Here is a 4333-nt window from a genome sequence, read left to right on the forward strand (position 1 = left end):
GGACCATACGCACGGCTTCCAGCATGAATTCCTGCGTATATCGAGCTCTCGGATTACCCATCTTTCCTTCCTCCTTGCGTGAGTTTTACACACTCAGCAAGGGATCCATTTTTTGCGGACAAGCTCAATTGAAGACCTCGCCCTTCAACGCAAAGTCCTACAGCGGGACGTCGCCGTGCGCCACCGGCGTTACCAGGCAGCCGGCCAGATCGTAGCCGACAGCGATCTAATCGCTCGCGCTCCCGTGGCATTTCGGAGAATGGTTTGCACAAACCTTACCACCTCAGGTGATGCCGATGCCGCCCGACGGCGTTATCACATTAAAGTGTTTGCAGCGCAGTAGTTCGATGGAATGACCTTTCCTTAAAACCCGCCCGGACTTTGGGTAAGGTTAGTGAAACGACGCCATTCGGCAAAGCGTTCACTCTTCGTGGTTGGCGCTCGCCATGCTATAGGCGCGCGTCAACGGACGCCCGTCGACCTCGCGGCCAATCATCACGAACTGACCATTTCGAAATCGAAAGCCGGAATTACGGGTGGCGATGAAACTGAAAAGCGAATCGGTCCAGTGCCGGACAGAAAGAACTTTCTCTCTTTGGAATGCGCTCATGTGACTTGGTTTTTCCGACTGCCTTGATGTAGAGCGTACGGAGCTGTTCGCCTGGACGTAGTCCGAAGTAACTCGATCGAACGATTGATGATTTGGCGTGCGACTTACCCTGGTATCAGAGATGGTCAACATGCGTCGACGCGCAATGACGGCTAAAAATCGCAGTCGATGAACGTTTCCTGACTTTCGGGACAGGCAATGCAGAAGCCGGCGGCGAACGACTGACCGTTGGAAAGATGTGATCGCCAACCAACGCTATCCACAGATGGGCGATCACGGTGTCGCCATCGATAACCCCGAAGATTCCGGGGCGCTGGCCGCCTACGGCTACTTACCCGTGCGGAAGCATGACAATCGACCCGATCGTCTTGCGGGCGCCCATGTACTTGTGCGCCACCGCCGCTTCCCGCAGCAGAAAGGTCTTCGCAACATTGCTATGGAGTACACCAGCCTTGACGGCATCAAACAAGCAGCGCGAGCCTGCGTCGATTTCACTACGGCTCGCCATGTAGTGCCAGAGTGCAGGCCGAGTGATAAAAAGCGACCCGCGCACGCCCAGGTCCTCGACCACGTTGATCGGGTCCGCCACTCCCGACGCGTGACCATAGGCTGCGCACATTCCGAGTGGCCGCAGGCAGTCGAGGGACTTCTGCAGTGTGTCTTTGCCGATCGAATCGTAGACCACGTGAACGCCCTTCCCCCCTGTGATTTCTCGAACGGATGCGACGAAGTCCTCAGTGGAATAATTGATCGTATGGTGACAGCCGAGGTTACGAGCAATCTCGGCCTTTTCGTCGGTGCTGACAGTGCCGATTACGGTGGCGCCAAGGTGGCGCGCCCAGGGACACATGATGTGACCCATGCCGCCGGCCGCCGCGTGAATGAGCACGTAGTCTCCGGGCTGCACCTTGTGTGTCCGATGCAGCAGGTATTGTGCCGTCATTCCTTTCAGGATCAATCCCGCGAGATGCACGTCATCGAGCGCCAGGTCCTTGGGAACCTTGATCAACTTATCGGCTGGGTAGAGGCGCTCCTGGCTGTAGGCGCCGAGGGGGGGAAGGCAAGTGCAGACCCGCTCGCCAACGGCGAAGTCGCTGACACCGGGACCGACCTCCTGGATCACGCCAACCGCCTCGAAGCCGACCACCACCGGCGGCTCGCCGACGATCAGCGGGTGCGGAATGCCGGCTCGGTGGTAAGTATCCAAGAAATTCACTCCGACTGCCGTATTACGAAGGCGCACTTGGCCTGGGCCAGGAGCCCCAACCTTAATCTCCTCCCATACGAAGTTGTCAGGCCCACCTTTCTTATGAATTACCGCTGCCATTCCCATGATATACGTCTCCATATCGGTTATTTACAACGCAGCGACTCTGTCGCCACGAACAGCACTTAAGAAGCGCAGGCGAGCTTCACGCCGTCGGCTTAGTTGCTCGCTCATTGCGAGCTCAAATTGACTTCGCTATCGATGCCGAAAAACGAAACACAGCGGAGGTTGCCTCGGGGTGCGGCGATCTTCACCTTCCGTGTTCTCGCCTGGGCGCTCAAACACAAGTGACGCCGCCGCGAGGCAAAGAGCGAATGCGATATCGCGCATACGCGACTTTGGTTACATGGCGACGTCTTCGAATCGAAACGCCCCATCTCGCAGAGCGAACACCTGCTTCTTCAGCCATGTATCGCTGGCGTCCGGGAAATCGGACCGATGGTGGACTCCGCGCGTCTCCGTGCGGCGCAACATGGCTTGGCGCATACCGTCAGACAGATTGATAGAGCGCTCGAGGCGAAAGATTTCTTGCATCTCGCTATAGCTGTTCCAGCCGAACGAGCGGACCTCGTTCAGGAGTTCAGCAAACTGTTCTCCGACACGTTGAAGCCGTGCGCCGTTACGAATAGGACCAAGAGCAAACTGGTTTGCGCGACGCAGATCGCCCATTACCCCCTCGATCCGGCTTGCCTTTCCGGCTTTGCTGCCCGGCGGCAGAAGCGATGCACCGTTCTTCGCAGCCGCGCCGTTAAGGCTCCCGGCCGAATGCCGTCCGGCAATCCGACCGTACGTCATGGCATCGACGAGCGCAGTGCCACCGTGACGGTTGGCGCCATGCACGCCACCGGCCAACTCGCCCGCAGCGTAGATTTTGGGAAGATTGGTGCGGCCGTTCACATCGATCCTCAGACCGCCGATTGTGTAGTGCGATGAGGGTGCAACCCGTACCGGCGTGGTGCGGAAATTCGGGAAGCACTTTCCCAAGAAGGTGCCTGTGAGTGAGTCCGGCGCCCAATCCTCTGATTTCGTTTCGCGGAAGTCAACAAAGACCTTCTTGCCTTCGACAATCTCCGTCTGCACCACTGCGGCCAGGTGATCCCAGTTGTGCAGTTCCGCAAGGTATTGCGAGCCCTCGCCAAGATGCTTCACCAGGATGTTTTCGCCCTTGTCGTTAATGAGCTTGGCAAGCCTCGGGAAATCCGGATAAAGGAAAATTGTCGGCGCGCCCTCCTCACTGACTGAGAGCGGGTAGAACTGCATGAACTCCATATCGACCAGCTCGGCACCGGCGTCCATCGCCATGCCGTGACCATCGCCCGTCAGCGTCTCGGGGTTATCTGTGACCTCGTATAGGCCCTGAACCCCACCGGTCGCCAGGATGATCGATCGAGCAGCGATTGTCACCGGCTTGCCATCGATAAGGGTACCTACCGAGGTGGAATCCGGTTCGAGAACCAGAGCGCTTCCTCGCACGCGCCGAATCTTGGGCGAACTGTTGACAGCTTTACGCAACTTGGCATAGAGCGCCGTTCCGTGTGTCGATGAGAACTCCATCATGAGCCCCGTCATGTCTTCGACGTCACTCTCGCCGTAATCGGCATCCAATCCGGCGAGGAGCTCCTTTCCGCTCTTGCTCACTGCCCGGCGCGCTCTCAGTCCACGCTCAACGTTGTCGACGGGAATCTCATATTGCGCAATCAACTCCGCCATTTCTTTTGGAGCTTCATCGACGAGACGCCTCAAGAGAGCGCTATCACACAAGCCCTTGCCTGTGGTCTGCGACATAGCTTCGAAAAGCTGGGCACGATCAAAGCCTTCGTGCGCAGCAAAGGTAAGAAAGCCAGTGGAAACGGCAGTGCTCGGTGCGCGGCCATCCCCAAGCATGATGACGGCACAACCCGACTCGCTTGCAGTAAGGGCTGCCGTTTGCCCTGCACAGCCTTCGCCTACCACCAGTACGTCGGTTACAAGAAAATCTGACATGAACGTCCTCCTTCGGTCAAACATTGAATTAACGGATTCTTAACGACCAGTAGACATGAGGGGAGAACGCCATACGCTTGTCTCCGAAAACATCTTCCTTCTTTATTGGCGTCGCGAACGTTGCGCGCGACCTATCTAAGCCTTGTGCCTCGACGAAGCGGCGGCCGCCACCACACTTCTGCTAGCTGGCCGATCGCTCATCTATGTCGCGAGCCCATCCTATCCCCGTGCGAGTCGGCCCCAACAGTGGCTTGAACGCATAAGTGTTCTGCGAAATCGTCACGAATGAGTTGGAAAATATGTTTCGACGTACGGAGAAGGGTGAGCGCGAAACCATGCATTGCAGTCCGCGTTTGAAAGCGTCGAAGGGTGTGAACGACTGGATGGCTTCAGGGTATGCGAATCACGCTCCCGCACCCCGCGTGCTGTAGCGCACCAGAAACCTTGTGCGCTTGTGTCAGTCCACCTTGCAC

The 4333-nt window shown here is 57.4% G+C and carries 2 protein-coding genes and 1 pseudogene; all 3 read right to left on the bottom strand.

Features of this window, described 5'->3' with window-relative positions:
* Positions 1 to 424: 424 nt before the first annotated feature.
* A pseudogene (locus WCA53_RS05925) lies at positions 425 to 610 on the bottom strand (ferredoxin--NADP reductase); the annotation flags it as partial.
* Positions 611 to 941: 331 nt separating this feature from the next.
* Positions 942 to 1958: a quinone oxidoreductase family protein gene (locus tag WCA53_RS05930; protein WP_423906849.1), complete on the bottom strand. Its 1017-nt coding sequence runs from the start codon at positions 1956 to 1958 to the stop codon at positions 942 to 944.
* Positions 1959 to 2219: 261 nt separating this feature from the next.
* Positions 2220 to 3860: an FAD-binding protein gene (locus WCA53_RS05935; protein WP_423906851.1), complete on the bottom strand. Its 1641-nt coding sequence runs from the start codon at positions 3858 to 3860 to the stop codon at positions 2220 to 2222.
* Between the last annotated feature and the right edge of the window lie 473 nt (positions 3861 to 4333).

It is taken from the genome of Caballeronia sp. (assembly GCF_049581465.1).
In the GTDB taxonomy this organism is placed as follows: Bacteria; Pseudomonadota; Gammaproteobacteria; order Burkholderiales; family Burkholderiaceae; genus Caballeronia.